We start from the raw sequence: 13,762 nt of genomic DNA on the forward strand, positions 1-13,762 counted from the left end.
CTGTAGGACAGGAACCCATTTGCAAATTCATACAGGCCCGCCGCGCCGGCGCAGCCAGACCAGGCCGGCCAGGCCCAGCAGCAGCATCGCATAGGACGCCGGTTCGGGCACCAGACGCACCACCACGCCGTTGATGCCCACCGCATAGAGCCCGCCATTGCCGTCCTCGCCGAAGGAGGCCAGCCCGCTCAGGCCGCTGCCGCCGATGAAGGCCTCGGTGTCGTCGCGCAGATCGCTGGGCGCCCCGCCCGCACCGATCGCAAAGGAGAAGATGCGGTTGCTGATGAAGTCGCCGAAGAAGTAGCGGCCGTCGGCATCGGCAATGCTGGGGCCGCGGTAGACATAGCCGCCGGTGATCGAGTTGCCCAGGCCGCCGGGGCTGCCCAGATGCCCGTAGTCGAACACCGGCTCGGTCAGCCCGGGCGCGTTGCCGCCGACACCGGGGGTCGCGATCGTGCCCTCGCGCAGACGCCAGCCATAGTTGTGGCCACCGGCATCGCCGCTGGCCTCGAAGTTGATCTCCTCGCGCTGGCCCTGGCCCACATCGGCGATCCAGAAGTCGCCGGTCTGGCGATCAAAGCTGTTGCGAAACGGGTTGCGCAGGCCCAGGGCCCAGATCTCGGGGGCCACATCGCTGCGGCCGGCGAAGGGGTTGTCGCCCGAGATCGCATAACCGGCCGTATTGCCGCTGACATCGATGCGCAGCATCTTGCCGAGCAGGCTTTGCGGATTCTGCGCGTTGTTGCCGGGGTCGTTGCCGCTGCCGCCGTCACCGGTGGCGATGTAGAGGTTCCTCGCATCGCCGGGGCGAAAACCCATCCAGCCGCCCTTGTGGTTGTCAAAGCCGGGCTGGGCGATGCTCAGAATGGGCTGAGCCAAGCCCGCGTCGACGACGCCTCCGGCCACCTGGTAGCGCGCCACCACGGTGTTGAGCGTGGTCTTGTCCACATAGTTCACATAGAAGCGACCGTTGTCGGCAAAACCGGGATCGAAGGCCAGCCCCAGCAAGCCGCGCTCACCGCCGGTCGCCACCTGGCTCGACAGGTCGAGAAAGGGCGTGGCCTGCAGCACGCCGCCCGAGATCGTGCGGATCAGCCCGCCCTTCTCGACGACGAACAGACGCGCATCGCCGCCGGGCGCGCTCAGCAGCAGGGGCTGATTCAGCCCGTTGGCGACCACGACCTGGCCGCCCAGCGCCTGCGCGGCACCGGTCGCCAGCCACAACAGACCGGGCAGCAAGGCCCGCACCATCATCCACTTGCCAGAAAAGCTGACGGCCATGACCAAGCTCCTTGCGGGACGCTGCCAGGGCGCGTCGACCCGGTGCGGCAGATGGCCGCCTGCCGAATTTAGCGCGGCAGCCCGGGTTCTTTGTAGGCGCAGACCGTGACGGTTTGTAAGCGAGTGCCGTGCAATCGGTCCCCTAGCCGGGGAGCGGGCCTCGTCCACAATGGCGCCATCGCCCACCATCAAGGGAGCCCCCGTGCCGCCGTTTTCAGTGCAACGCATCGACCATATCGTGCTGCGTGTCCAGGACCTGGAACGCTCGATCCGCTTCTATGCCGAGCTGCTGGCCTGCGAGGTGCTCAGGCGGCGGGACGATCTGGGCCTGGTGCATCTGCGTGCCGGCAGCTCGCTGATCGACCTGATCTCGGTCGACGGCCCGCTCGGTCGCAAGGGCGGCGCCGCCGCGGCCGAGCAAGGCCGCAATATGGACCATGTCTGCCTGCGCATCGAGCCCTTCGACGAGGCGGCCATCATCGAGCACCTGCTCGCCCACGGTTTGCCGCGCAGCGCCGCGGCCCAGATCAACTTCGGCGCCGAGGGCGACGGCCCCTCGCTCTATCTGGCCGACCCGGACGGCAACCAGATCGAACTCAAGGGACCGGGTCTTGCCCACTGAAGAACGTCTTGACAACAAGGAGCTTCCGAGATGAAAAAAGTATGGCTGTCCCTGCTGGGACTGGCGGCGCTGGCCGCCTGCGTGCAGGCCGAGCCGGTGGGCGAGGTGGACACGGTGTTCAAGTTCCTCGGGCCGGATCACAAGATCGTCGTCGATGCCTATGACGACCCCAAGGTGTCAGGTGTTGCCTGCTATGTCTCGCGCGCCAAGACCGGCGGCATCAAGGGCGCACTGGGCTTGGCCGAGGACAAGGCCGAGGCCTCGATCGCCTGCCGCCAGGTCGGGCCTATCAGCATTGCCAAGCCGCTGGCGCAGCAGGAGGAGGTGTTCAACGAGCGCATCTCGCTGGTGTTCAAGAAGCTGCGCATCGTCCGCATGGTCGACGCCAAGCGCAACACCCTGGTCTACCTGACCTACTCGGACCGGGTCATCGAGGGCTCGCCGCAGAACAGCGTCACCGCCGTGCCGGTGGACCGGGCCACGCCGATACCGATGCGCTGACACCCCCAAGAGTGGGGGCTGCAATCGGAGCGAGGCCGGACAGAATGCCGGGGGTCAAATCTTGCCCCCATCCAATGAAAACCTCGTTCCTGAAAACGGCCGTGCTCGGCCTGAGCGTCTGCGGCGGCGCCGCGCTGGCCAACCCGGCCGAACTCTTCCCCACCCCCGGCCCCTACACCCAGGACTACGCCACCGCCTGGTTCACCGAAGACCTGAACGCCAGCACCAAGCTGTTCCAGTACGCGGTGATCAATCTGGGCACCGAAGCCTTCCAGGAGCAATGGAGCCAGACCGGCCCCAACAGCTGGAAGCGCGACTGGCGAAGCGACATGCCGATGCTGCGCACCTATGAGGCGCCCATCCTGACCCCGTTCGCGCTGAGCGCGATCAAGCAGGACACGATCTTCCAGCCGGACGGCTGGTCCTATCGCTTCATCGATCCCAGCCAGCAGCCCGGCGCCTGGGTCAACACCACCGGCGACGCCAGCTTCGACTCGCCCTACCGCATCCTGCAGTGGTATGTGAACACCGACGGCGTGGCCGACCCGGCCGAGCACATGGCCAATAGCGCGATCGCACCGACCACCTGGCTGAACCGCGACTCGCTGATCGAGAACATGGCCAACCCGGAGGCCAGTGCCAAGTTCGGCGGCACCAGCTGCGGGCTGCTGCTGTGGAACGAGGGCTGCGCCGGCCTGGGCTTCGGCTTCGAGGCCGAGGCCGGCAAGATGCTGGGCCCGGACCAGGCGGCCTGGACCCTGGTGACCCGCATGGGCACCGACAACATCATCATCAACCCGCTGCCGCCGCAGATCGGCGACCCCGACCTGCCGGTAGGCCGCAACGGCCTGAGCTTCGGCGGCGGCATCGCGATGGTTGCGCCGACCGCCGCCGTGCCCGAGCCCGGGACTTACGCGCTGATGCTGGGCGGCCTGGCGCTGCTGGCCGGGCTGGCGCGGCGTCGCCACCGCGCCTGAGCCCTGCTTAGAACTGCGCCCGCACGCCGAAGTAGAACTGCCGGCCGCTGTTGTACAGCGAACGCAGCTGGTTCTTGTTGTTGCCGTAGTACTTCAGCGTCGGGTTGTTCAGATTGAGGGCGTCGAACGTGAAGCTCAGCTGATCGCTGAACTTGTAGCTCAGCGAGGCGGAAAGGGTGCCGCTGGCGTCCATATGCTGGGCGAAGCTGCGGTCGATGCCGGCCAGGAATGAGCTGCGGTAGGTGTAGTTCAGCCGCGCATTCCATTTCGCATCTTCGTAGTAGGCGCCCAGGTTGTAGCTGTGCTTGGAGGCGCCGACCAGGTCCTGGCCGGCGCTGTCCTCGCCGTCGGCATAGGTGTAGTTGGCATTGCCGCCGAAGTTGCCGAACAGCGGCGCCTGCACGGCCAGCTCCAGGCCCTTGTTCTTGGCCGACACATTGATGGGCGCGGTCACCGTGTAGCTGCGCACCACACCCTGCTTGTCGTTGAAGAAGTCGGCCTTGTAGCTGCCGTAGCTGACGTAGGAGCCCATGTCCATATAGAAGACGCCGGCCGACAGCAGCGAGCGCGGCGCGAAGTACCACTCGGCCGACAGATCGAAGTTGTTAGAGCGCACCGGGTTGAGCTGCGGATTGCCGCCGGAGGCCGTCAGCGTGTCGTCGTTCAGGCCGACCGAGCCGCCCAGGGCACTGAAGTCGGGCCGCGTCATCGTGCGCGAGGCCGAGGCGCGCAGCAGCAGATTGCGGTCCAGCTCGTAGCGCAGGCTGGCGCTGGGCAGGTAGTCGGTGTAGCTGCGCTCGCTGCGGACCTGGCTGTACTTGCCCCAGGCCGAGCCCACGATGGGCTTGGCGCCGCCGGCCACATTGATCAAGGTCTCCTGCGTGGTCTTGACGACGCGCAGGCCCACATTGCCGCGCCAGCCCGTGCCCGAGAGCTGGGCCATCAGATAGCCGGCCCGGGTGTCTTCCTTGAGCTCGAACTCGGCCGGCCATTCATGGCGCACCACCGGGTCGGCATAGCGGTTGGCCAGCGACCAGTCGCGGATGGCCGCAGGGTCCAGCAGCCACAAGTCCTTCAGCACCGGCCCGCCCAGGCCGCCGCCGAAGTCGCCAGGGTATTTGCCGCCCGACCAGTTCGGCGCCCCCTTGACGCCATTGAGCGAAGGGCGCGCCTGGATCGGCACTTTGACATCGCGCTCATGCGAGGCAAAGCGGGCGCCGAACTTGACCGACTCCAGCACGCCGCGGTCCAGCGTCCAGTCGGCATCGATCTGGCCATAGCTCTCGCTGTCCAGCGACTTGCTCTGGCGGCCCCACAGCCAGTTGAAACCGGTCTGCTTGAAGTCGGCCGGATTGGCGCCCGGGAACTCGACATGGGCCGGCTTCATGCCGTTCAGGCCATAGCCCAGGCCGGAGTTGGCCAGGTCGGCGGCATAGGCATGCTCCTCGGTGGTCTCGCCGACGCCGCGGGTGCGGCCCAGTTGTGCCGTCAGGACCAGCGCATCGCTGAACTGATACTTGCCGTCCAGGTTCAGATAGGAGCTCTCGGCCTTGGAGCCGGGGCGGTAGATGCTGTCGACCTCGGCCACCGCCAGCGCCGTCTTGTCCCAGCTGGCGCTGCTGAGCAGGCCGTTGCTGACCACGTACCTGGACGGCGCCAGGCCGTTGACGCCCGTGTCGCCGGGGGTATTCGGGTCGGGCGCGCGGCCGTCGAACAGGCGGTCCGGGCGGGCCAGGTAGTTGACGTTGTAATTGGCCGCGTCGAGCTTGGAGTAGAAGCCGTTCAGGCCCAGGACCAGGTCGCGGCCCAGCTTGCCCTGCAGCTCGAAGGCGCCGCCCTGGCGCTTGCGCTCCTGCTGGAACAGGCTGGAGCCGATCATGGTCGGGTAGCTGACGCCCTTCAGATCGGGCTTGCTGGCCAGCACATGCTGGTGGCCCCAGGCGCTGCCGTCCAGGGTGGCATAGCCCAGGATCTCCTGGCCGTCGCGGCGCACATGGCGGGTCTGCGAGAAGACCTGGAACAGCGCGCCCAGATCGCCGGCCGCGTTCTTGATGTTCACCAGCGCGGCCAGCTGCGGATCGGTCTTGCCGGCCTTGTCCGAGTGCACGGCCTGGGCCGAGGCGAACACGGTCAGCGCCTTCTTGAACTCCAGCGGCTTGCGGGTCTCGACATTGACGGTGCCGGCGGTGCCGCCCTCGATCAGGTCGGCGCGCGAACTCTTGTGCACCGTGACCTTGCCGACCAGCTCGGAGGGCAGCAGCGAGAAGCTGGCGCTGCGACCCACCGAGCCGAACTGGTTCAGGATGAACCAGTCGCCGGTGCCGATGGCGTGGCCGTTGATCAGGGTCTGGGTCAGCGTCGGCGTGGTGCCGCGGATGCTGACGCGGTCGTTCTCGTCGAAGCCGCCCTCGCCGCCGGCGGCCGAGCTGATATTGATGCCGGGCAGGCGCTGGATCGAATCGGCGACGTTCTTGTCGGGCATCTTGCCCACGTCTTCGGCCGTCACCACCTCGACCAGACCATCGGCCTGGCGCTTCTGGTTCAGGGCCTGCTCGAGCGCGGCGCGGATGCCGGTCACGACCACCGCATCCAGCGCGGTTGGCTTGGCAGCCGGCGGCGCTGGCTGCGCCGCAGCAGCGCCCGTGCCCAGGGCCAGGCAGGCGGCCAGGGCCAGCGGCGTCAGCGCGGGTGTGTAGGCGGGGAGTTTGTGGGGGGCCGTAGCGTGTCTCATCGGTGTTGTGTTCTCTTGTTGGATGGCGGGACGAAGGCGGCAAGGCCTTGCGAGGCTGACTGCAAAACCGGCAGCGGCCGGCATGCGTACCGGACGGCAATTGGTTTTGAAGTGGTAGCAATATCGCCAGCCAGTTTTCAGGCTTCTTGAGCATCGCCTTAATGGCGCCTTAAGAGGCTTCGGCTACATTGGTGACATGAGGGTATGTCTGGTCGAGGATGATCTGGCGCTGGGGCGCGCCCTGCAGGCCGCGCTGCAGGAATCCGGTCACGAAGTGGTATGGGTTCGGCGCAGCGTCGATGCCCGGCACTGGGTGCAGGACGAGCCCTTCGACGCACTGCTGCTGGACCTCGGCCTGCCCGACGGTGACGGGCTCGAGCTGCTGCGGCGGCTGCGCGCCCAGGGCAAGCAGGTGCCCATCCTGGTGATCACCGCGCGCGACGGCGTCGAGGACCGGCTCAACGGCCTGGACATGGGCGCCGACGACTATGTGATCAAGCCCTTTGTGATCCCCGAGCTGCTGGCCCGGCTGCGCGCGGTGGCGCGCCGCGCCGGGCGCTGGAGCGATGGCGACGCCGGCAGCCGCTGGGCCTGCAAGGACCTGGTGCTCGACGAAGGCCGCATGATGCTGACCCGCGCCGGCGAGACCGTGCATCTGTCGCGCACCGAGTTCATGCTGCTGCAGACCCTGATGCGCTACCCCGACCGGGTGCTGACCCGGCGCGAGCTGGAGGCCCGCGCGCTGCCGCACAGCGAGGGTCAGGCGCTGGACGTGCACATCTTCAATCTGCGCAAAAAGTTGGGCGAAGGCTATGTGCGCACCGTGCGCGGCATCGGCTTCGTGGTCGAGAGCGGCCCATGAAGCGCCGCACCCTGCTGGGGCGCATGCTGACCGGATTTGCGCTGGTGCTGCTGCTGGCCTGGTGCCTGCTGATTGCCTTCGAGGTCTACGAGGTCAAGGTGCTGCAGCAGCGCTACTCCAAGGCCGAGAACGACAGCCGCGCCCGCGGCCTGCTGCTGCTGGCCGAGTCGCTGCGCGACCGGCCCCAGCAACTGGCCCAGGCCATAGAAACCCAGGAGCAGCTGCGCCACCAATACTGGTGGACGCTGGGCTATAGCGCGCCATGGATCCATCTGCAGATGTGGGTCGATGGCCGCCAGGTCTATGCCTGCAGCCCGCCGCTGCGCAGCGCACAGGCGGCCGAGCTGACCCCACCGCCCACACTGCCGCCCGACCGCGGCTGGAGCTATGTCCAGGTGCGCAGCGATGATGATCGCGTGGTGATCCGGCGCTGGCAGGAGCGGCCGGGCACCTGGCATTTCAGCAATGCCGGCATGGTGCACTACACCCGCCCGCTGCTGATGAGCCTGCCGCTGCTGCTGCTGCCGGCCTGGCTGATCTTGCGCCAGGGCCTGCGGCCCCTGCGCGCCATCGGCCGCCAGATCGAGCGCCGCGACGCCAAGGATCTGGCGCCGCTGCCTGACACGCCCTATGCCGAGCTGGCCCCGGTGGTCGATGCGGTGAACCGGCTGATGGCGCGGCTCTCGCGCCGCCTGTCGCGCGAACGCGAGTTTCTTGTGGACGCGGCCCATGAGCTGAAGACCCCGCTGGCCGTCATCGAGGTCAATGCCGACCGCCTGCTGCGCGCCGCGCCGGCCGCCGCCCAGGCCCGCGAGGGCTTGCATGAGGGCGTGCAGCGCATCACGCACACGGTGCATCAGCTGCTGTCGCTGATGCGCTCCGGCGCCGAGTCCGAGACCGAGGGCAATGCGCTGAGCCGCCAGGATCTCGCCGCGCTGCTGCGCGACCGGCTGGCACTGCTGGCGCCGCTGGCGCATCGCCAAGGCGTCGAGCTGGAGCTGCAGGGGCCGGACGAGGCCTGGCTGCAGCTGGCCCGCGAGGGCATGGCCTCGCTGCTCGACAACCTGATCGACAACGCGATCAAGTACGGCGCCGCCCAGGTGCTGCTGCGCCTGGACGGCAGCGAGGCCGAGGGCTGGCGGCTCAGCGTCAGCGACGACGGGCCGGGCATACCGCCGGCCCTGCACGCCAAGGTGTTCGAGCGCTTCTACCGCCTGCCCGGCCAGGACCAGCCCGGCAGCGGCCTGGGCCTGGCCATCGTCGAGCAGGTGGCGGCGCGCCACCGCGCGGCCATCAGCCTGGGCCCCGGCCTGGGCGGCCGCGGTCTGGGCGTCACGCTGGAGTTCGCACCGAGCCCGGCATCAGCGCAGCTCCATCACCAGGCCGGCCTGGTCCGCAAGCCGGTAACTGTGGCTTAGCACCAGGGCCTGGCCGCGCGGCCCATAGCTCTGGCGGGTGATGTGAAGCAGCGCGACGCCCGGCGCCAGTCCCAGCAGCCGCGCCTGCTCGGGCGTCGCATTGCAGGCGCGCAGGCGCTGCAGCTCGCGCGTCGGGCTCAAGCCTTGCTCGGCCAGCCAGTCTTCCAGCCGGCCGTCAAACTGCTGCGGCCGGGGCAGCAGATGCAGGGCCAGGCAACGGCTCTCCAGTCCCGCCCAGCCCGGGTCCGCTGCGGCACCGGTTGCGGCGGCCGCCTCGCGCCACTGCAGCCGCGCCACCGGCGTCTGCGGCGACAGGCCCAGCGCGAACAACTCCTCCGGCGTGGCCGCGTCGGCCTCGCGCACCAGCCAGTGGCGCGGCAGGCCGGTGCCGGCCGGGCTCAGCACCGGCTGCAGAGCCGGAGCCTGGGCCGCCGCGTCCACCAGCGGCTGGGTCAGATAGGTGCCCGAGCCCCGCCGGCGCTCCAGCATGCCGCGCTGGCACAGCAGATCCAGGGCCCGCCGCGCCGTGTGCCGCGACACCGCCAGCCGGTCCGAGAGCTTGCGCTCGGAGGGCAGGCCGGTCTGCCAGCGGCCCTGCCGCACCTCGTCCAGCAACTGCTGCATCAGGCGCATATAGAGCGGCGCCGAGTCGGCGGGGGATTCGATTTCAAGCGTCTGCGACATGGTGGCGCCACTGTCGCAGCCGGGCTTTCAGCCCGGCTCAAGATTGCTTTAAGAGTGGATTAAGGTCCTGCGGCGCACCGATCTGCGGCAACAATCCGAGGACGCCTGCCGATGCCTTCTGAGGCGCGTGGCAGCCTCCGCCTGAAATTCTTGCTCATGGTCCGACGATGAAAACCCTGCTGCGCGCGTTTCCCATCATCCACGGCCTGATGGCGATCCTCTTTGCCTGCGCCGCGCTGATGCTCACCCTGATTGCCGCCAAGGTCGGCTGGCTGGCCTTCGAGGGCGGGCTGGACCGTGGGGCCGCGCTGCAGATCATTGAAGCGGTCGGCCTGCTGGCCGCCGCCGTGGTGGCCCTGCAGATTGCGCAGACCATTGCCGAGGAAGAGGTCGTGCGCGACGCCCACATCAGCGGGCCGACCCGCGTGCGGCGTTTCCTGTCGAGGTTCCTCGTCGTCGTGGTCGTGGCCCTGGCGATCGAGGGTCTGGTGGCCACCTTCAAGGCCGCGCACGAAGACCCCGCGCACATGCTGTACGCCGCCGCCATCGTGCTCTCGGCCGGCGTGCTGCTGGCGGGCTGGGGCTTCTTCATCCGCATGAACCGCTACGCCGAGGAACTTGAACCGGAGGCGATGGCGGAAGCAAAGCGCGAGGACACCAAGCTCAAATGACCGCTCGTTGTTGGACCCGCTCGAGGCTCAAGGCTTGAATTCGGACACGCGAATGAAGAACAGCGAATGCATCATTGAACAGTATCGGGGCGGCAAGCTCGTCCGGGCCTTCATCCCCACCGGCGATCAGACCTTCGATCTGTGCCTTGAGCGGTCGAGACCGGACCCGATTTCCCGACAACCTCTTCGTGCCGCAGTGAATCACGCGGCACCGTAAAGCTAGCCGCCATGCATACCGATCTCGACTCACTGCACGAACTGGAACTTGATCGGTGCGTGTACGACGGCCGCACCTTAGTGGCCGAAGTCAACGAACTCATCGTCGGCTACGGGGGCCGCGTTGTGCGAGGGCCTCGTCGATATGGCATTCGATTTGCAAGACCTGTCGCGCACGCGGTCACGGAGGAACTGCCCGCAGCAGTCGCGGCGCTTCTCCAGGCAGGCGATGGTGGCTTCCTGCGCAATGTCGAAGCGTCGGCACTCCGAGTTGCATTGGGCCTTGATCTCGAACAATTCGAAGGCCTTCTTGCGTTCGCCCTGGTCACAGCGCACGAAGTGCTCGTCGCCTACTGCACCGATGAACCGATCATTGAGGAGCGTGGCGGTTGATAGGCATGGTGTTGGATTGACTTTCACTCCTCATGCCCGCCCGGCGTCACGGATAAAACCATCTTATCTAGACTGAAAAGCACCGCCGTGTGTCCAGCCACCCTATTCATTGATCTCGACGGCGTCCTTCGACTCTGGCCCAGCGGCTACTCGGATCTGGAGGAAGCGCACCAGTTGCCCGTTGGTTCGATCACAAGAGCCGCGTTTGCCTCGGATCTCCTCACTCAGGTCATCACAGGCCGAATCACCGATGAAGCGTGGCGAGCTGAGGTGGCACGACGGCTTGCTGCCTCCCATCCCAACAGTCGGGCTGACGCCGCCGTGACCGCATGGTCAAAGCCGGTCGGAACCGTCAGCCTTGATGTACTGAACATGGTCATGGTCTCGCGGGAGCACTGCTCGGTCGGCTTGATCACCAACGCCACCGATCGTCTGCCGCGCGACCTCGCAGCCCTAGGCCTGACCGAGCATCTGGACTTCGTCATCAACTCCAGCGACATCGGTGTCGCCAAACCAAGTCCGGAGATCTTCATGCATGCGCTTGCGGCGACAAACACACCACCTCAACATGCCGTGTTCATCGACGACACAGCGTCGAACGTCGCAGCTGCCAATGCCATGGGCATTCGATCCCACCACTTCGTCTCGGCAGCAAGTCTGAGGACGTTCATGCAGTCTGTCGGACTGCCCACGATTGCTTCATAGCCACCGACAAGGAAAGCTCGGTCAAGCCTCGCCAGCAAGCCCTGACCCCCTCGGGTTTTCATCCCCCGCATCCAGGCAGCCGCAACGCACCGACAGCGCCGCTATCATGATCGCGCCGCGCGATACCGTCCGGCCTCAACCCTCGAAGGAAAGAAGAGCAGCCATGGGCATCGTCTGGACCATCTTGATCGGGTTTCTTGCGGGGCTGGTGGCGCGTGCCGTCAAGCCGGGTGACGACTCGGCCGGCTTCATCGTGACCACGCTGATCGGCATTGGCGGCGCCTTGGCCGCCACCTATCTGGGTCAGGCGCTGGGCTGGTATACCGCCGGCCAGGGCGCGGGCTTCATCGCCTCGGTGCTCGGTGCCGTCGTGCTGCTGCTCGTCTGGGGCGCGATCAAGAAGAAGGGCTGAGCGGCTGCGAACTCAGCCAAACACCACTGCCGCCGGACTGCCCACCGCCCCGTACTGCTCGGCAAAGCGCAGCCCGCCGTCAACGCTGCTGCGCTCGAACACCGCCACATGGTCGCTGTTCTGGTTGCAGACCAGCAGCCAGCGGCCGCTCGCATCCAGCGCGGCGCTGCGCGGATAGCTGCCGCGCGTCCATTCCAGGCCGCGCAGGCGCGGTGCGCCATCGGCCAGCAGATCGAAGATCGCGATGCTGTCGTGCAGGCGGTTCAGGCTGTAGAGCTGGCGCCCATCGGGGGAGACGAGCAGGCCGGACGCGAAGCTGGTGCCCTTGAAAGCGGCCGGCAGCGCGCTGATCTCGCCCAGCGGCACAAGCCGGCCCGCGGCTGCATCCAGGCGCAGCCAGCTCAAGCTCGAGGCTTCCTCGTTGAGCACATAGACCAGCTCGGGGCGCTGCGGATGAAAGACAAAGTGACGCGGCCCGGCACCCGGCGAGACCGCTGTGGCCTGGGGCGCGCTCAGGCGGCCGGTGGCGGCGTCGAAGCGCCAGACAATCAGCAGGTCCAGGCCCAGATCGCAGGCGATCACGAAGCGTCCGCTGGGATCGCTGGCCGCCATATGGGCATGGGCGGCGTCGTGGCCGCTGACCGCAAAACTGCCCTCAGGGGCGCGCGCGGCGCGCTGCGGCCCGGGCCGCAACTCCGGCGCGAAGGCGGTAGGCCGCACCTCGACGGCCTGGCCCGGCCGGCCATGGTCCAGCAGCGGCAGCACGGCCACCGAGGCCCCGCCATAGTTGGCGACGAAGAGATGGCGGCCCGCCGGATGCAGGCTCAGATGCACCGGGCCGGCCCCGCCCGAGGCTGCCGTGCCCAGCGGGCGCAGCGCGCCGTCCGCCGCCAGCGCATAGGCGCTGACCGAGGCAGCGGCCTCGTTGGCGCTGTAGAGCACCCGGCGGCCGACGTCCAGCGCCAGCCAGCTGGGGCTCAGTTCATTGGGGGTCAGGTCTTGCGGCGCCAAGGCTCCGCTGACCGGGTCGAGGCGAAAGCGATGGATGCCTCGGGATTTGGGGGCATAGCCGCCGATATAGACGGTCAGCGCCGGGTTCGGGAAGGCAGTGGCGGCAGCGGTCATCGGCAGGGCGGCTAGAGTCAGCAACAGGGTGTGGCGACGATTGATCATGGTCAGCAAGCCTAGCCGACCCGCAGGCCGCTGTCCGGATCGAACAGCAGGCACTCGTGGGGAAGGATGTCCAGCGCCAGCGGGGCGCCGGTCATGGCCCCGCAGCTGGGCTGGATGCGGCAGCACAGGCGCTGGCCATCCAGCGCGAGCATCACATACGTGTCGGCACCGGTGGGCTCGACCAACTCGACCACCGCCTCGAAGCGATGGCCGCCCGGCGGCGTCTCGCCCTGGGCATTGACGATCAGCTCGGGCCGCAGGCCCAGCAGCAGCTCGCGACCGGCCCAGGCGGCCAGACGAGGGTTGGCGAGCGCCAGGCCCATGCGACTGCCGGCGCCGGCCAGGCGCAGCAAGGGCGTGCCGTCCTCGACATCGACGCGCACGCGCAACCAGTTGATGGCCGGCGCGCCCATGAAGCCGGCGACGAAGACATTGGCCGGCCGGGCATAGATCTCGGCCGGCGTGCCGAACTGCTGGATCTGGCCGTCCTTCATCACCGCGATCTTCTGGCCCAGGGTCATGGCCTCGACCTGGTCGTGGGTGACATAGACGGAGGTCGTGCCCAGGCGCTGCTGCAGCAGCTTGATCTCGGCGCGCATTTCCACCCGCAGCTTGGCATCGAGATTGGACAGCGGCTCGTCAAACAGAAAGACCTTGGGCGAGCGGGCCAGCGCCCGCCCCATCGCGACGCGCTGGCGCTGGCCGCCCGAGAGCTGGCCGGGCCGGCGCGCCAGCAGGGTCTGCAGCTGCAGCATCTCGGCCACGCGCGCCACCGTGGCCTCGCGCTCGGCCCTGGGCACCTTACGCATCTCCAGGCCGAAGCCGAGGTTCTGCGCCACCGTCATATTCGGGTAGAGCGCATAGCTCTGGAACACCATCGCGATATCGCGGTCCTGCGGGCTTAAGCGTTCAACACGCCGGCCGCCGATATGGATCTCGCCGGCGTCCGGCGTCTCCAGCCCGGCGATCAGGTTCAACAGCGTGGACTTGCCGCAGCCCGAAGGCCCGACCAGTATCAGGAACTCGCCGTCGGCAATCTCCAGTTCTATATTCCTCAGCACCGCCTGGGCACCGAAGCCCTTGCTCAAATTCTTGATCGCAAGCCCGGTCATCTGT

13 protein-coding genes and 1 pseudogene are annotated in these 13,762 nt (G+C 67.7%); 9 read left to right on the top strand and 5 right to left on the bottom strand.

Annotation, left to right across the window (positions count from 1 at the left end; genetic code table 11):
- Positions 1 to 27 precede the first annotated feature (27 nt).
- Positions 28 to 1,281 (bottom strand): PQQ-dependent sugar dehydrogenase, encoded by a 1,254-nt coding sequence (locus O5M90_RS12570; RefSeq protein ID WP_269841312.1) that lies wholly within the window; start codon positions 1,279 to 1,281, stop codon positions 28 to 30.
- Between the two features lie 202 nt (positions 1,282 to 1,483).
- On the opposite strand from O5M90_RS12570, the gene O5M90_RS12575 reads away from it, so the two are divergent.
- The 3 genes and pseudogenes from O5M90_RS12575 to O5M90_RS12585 form a co-directional block, all read left to right on the top strand.
- On the top strand, positions 1,484 to 1,903 hold the full coding sequence (locus O5M90_RS12575) for a VOC family protein (protein ID WP_269841313.1): 420 nt from the start codon (positions 1,484 to 1,486) through the stop codon (positions 1,901 to 1,903).
- Between the two features lie 30 nt (positions 1,904 to 1,933).
- Positions 1,934 to 2,404: a CreA family protein gene (locus O5M90_RS12580; RefSeq protein WP_137944795.1), complete on the top strand. Its 471-nt coding sequence runs from the start codon at positions 1,934 to 1,936 to the stop codon at positions 2,402 to 2,404.
- Positions 2,405 to 3,285: 881 nt separating this feature from the next.
- A pseudogene (locus O5M90_RS12585) lies at positions 3,286 to 3,381 on the top strand (PEP-CTERM sorting domain-containing protein); the annotation flags it as partial.
- A 7-nt stretch (positions 3,382 to 3,388) separates the two neighbouring features.
- Here O5M90_RS12585 and O5M90_RS12590 read toward each other — a convergent pair.
- Positions 3,389 to 6,112 (bottom strand): TonB-dependent receptor, encoded by a 2,724-nt coding sequence (locus O5M90_RS12590; protein ID WP_269841315.1) that lies wholly within the window; start codon positions 6,110 to 6,112, stop codon positions 3,389 to 3,391.
- A 196-nt stretch (positions 6,113 to 6,308) separates the two neighbouring features.
- On the opposite strand from O5M90_RS12590, the gene O5M90_RS12595 reads away from it, so the two are divergent.
- Positions 6,309 to 6,974, top strand: coding sequence for a response regulator transcription factor (locus O5M90_RS12595; protein WP_137944793.1), 666 nt, complete (start codon positions 6,309 to 6,311; stop codon positions 6,972 to 6,974).
- Positions 6,971 to 8,392, top strand: a complete 1,422-nt coding sequence (locus O5M90_RS12600; RefSeq protein WP_440402063.1) for an ATP-binding protein — start codon at positions 6,971 to 6,973, stop codon at positions 8,390 to 8,392. The genes O5M90_RS12595 and O5M90_RS12600 overlap by 4 nt, the downstream gene beginning before the upstream one ends.
- Here the strand turns inward: O5M90_RS12600 and O5M90_RS12605 are convergent.
- Entirely contained in the window at positions 8,336 to 9,076 is a 741-nt protein-coding gene (locus O5M90_RS12605) for a GntR family transcriptional regulator (protein WP_137944791.1), read from the bottom strand. The genes O5M90_RS12600 and O5M90_RS12605 overlap by 57 nt on opposite strands.
- Positions 9,077 to 9,243: 167 nt before the next feature.
- Between O5M90_RS12605 and O5M90_RS12610 the strand changes: the two genes are divergently transcribed.
- From O5M90_RS12610 to O5M90_RS12625, 4 genes are all read left to right on the top strand, one after another.
- Positions 9,244 to 9,747 carry a hypothetical protein gene (locus O5M90_RS12610; RefSeq protein ID WP_262970312.1) on the top strand — a complete coding sequence of 168 codons (504 nt, stop codon included), beginning with the start codon at positions 9,244 to 9,246 and terminating at the stop codon, positions 9,745 to 9,747.
- A gap of 228 nt (positions 9,748 to 9,975) precedes the next feature.
- Entirely contained in the window at positions 9,976 to 10,356 is a 381-nt protein-coding gene (locus tag O5M90_RS12615; RefSeq protein WP_269841318.1) for a hypothetical protein, read from the top strand.
- 87 nt (positions 10,357 to 10,443) lie between these two features.
- Complete coding sequence (locus O5M90_RS12620; RefSeq protein WP_269841319.1) at positions 10,444 to 11,061, top strand: HAD family hydrolase; 618 nt, start codon at positions 10,444 to 10,446, stop codon at positions 11,059 to 11,061.
- 163 nt (positions 11,062 to 11,224) lie between these two features.
- On the top strand, positions 11,225 to 11,473 hold the full coding sequence (locus O5M90_RS12625) for a GlsB/YeaQ/YmgE family stress response membrane protein (RefSeq protein ID WP_137944788.1): 249 nt from the start codon (positions 11,225 to 11,227) through the stop codon (positions 11,471 to 11,473).
- Between the two features lie 12 nt (positions 11,474 to 11,485).
- On the opposite strand, the gene O5M90_RS12630 is transcribed toward O5M90_RS12625, so the two are convergent.
- On the bottom strand, positions 11,486 to 12,646 hold the full coding sequence (locus tag O5M90_RS12630; protein WP_269841320.1) for a lactonase family protein: 1,161 nt from the start codon (positions 12,644 to 12,646) through the stop codon (positions 11,486 to 11,488).
- Between the two features lie 11 nt (positions 12,647 to 12,657).
- On the bottom strand, positions 12,658 to 13,758 hold the full coding sequence (locus O5M90_RS12635) for an ABC transporter ATP-binding protein (RefSeq protein ID WP_269841321.1): 1,101 nt from the start codon (positions 13,756 to 13,758) through the stop codon (positions 12,658 to 12,660).
- Between the last annotated feature and the right edge of the window lie 4 nt (positions 13,759 to 13,762).

Origin of the sequence: Paucibacter sp. M5-1, assembly GCF_027498415.2 — a bacterium.
Taxonomy (GTDB): Bacteria; Pseudomonadota; Gammaproteobacteria; order Burkholderiales; family Burkholderiaceae_C; genus Roseateles_E.